1 protein-coding gene is annotated in these 674 nt (G+C 68.7%); it reads right to left on the bottom strand.

What is annotated here, in order from left to right; all coding sequences use genetic code 11:
* Window positions 1-647: Zn-ribbon domain-containing OB-fold protein (locus tag ACXJ3V_RS20280; protein WP_457102160.1), on the bottom strand; the 647-nt coding region annotated here is incomplete at its 3' end.
* Window positions 648-674 lie beyond the last annotated feature (27 nt).

Below are 674 nucleotides of genomic sequence, written 5' to 3'. Positions count from 1 at the left end.
TACTTGCTCTCCGTATGGGGGGCGGCGCTGCCGGCGCGTGTCGGCGTCGCCTTCCAGAAATAGCGCCGAAAGCCGCGAACGTGGTCGAACTCCTTCACGCGGTAGACCATGCGCAGTGGCAGGCCGACCGCGAGCTCACCCACGTCGGTGTCGGTGAATTCCATCAGCACGCGGCCGCCGCCCTCGAAATCGATGTGGCCGAACTGGAACGGCGGGTCGGGCGTGTAGCCGAGGAAGTCCGTGGTGTGCGACATCACGCGGGCCGGAACATCGGCCAGGCTGGTTGGCTTCTGCGCGTCCTGTGCCCGGCAGGCCGGATTGACGCACATGCGAGAACGCGGGAACTGCACCGTGCCGCAGCGCTCGCAACGCCCGCCTTCGAAGCGTTCGGTGCGTGCATGGTCGCGCCAGGCTGCCGTGAGGGCGGTCTTGTTGTCCATCTCGGCGCGCATGCCCCAGGCGAGGTCGATCTGGCCGGTGAACGACAGGTATTTCAGGTAGCTCGTCTCGGCCTTGCCGGCATCTGGTGCGTCGCCGGGGCAGGGGGCGGCGGTGCGCTTGAGCAGCAGCACGTCGCAGCCGCTGCCGAAGGCTGCGACCAGGATCAGCGCGCCGGGCGTCGCCCCGCGCAGCGCGATGTCGAGCATCGCCAGAGGCTGCGCGCAGCCAAGATC

The organism is Microbacterium sp. P5_E9 (genome assembly GCF_054049175.1).
Note: the sequence above shows the minus strand (reverse complement) of the source record. Positions and strands in the feature narration are given on the sequence as shown.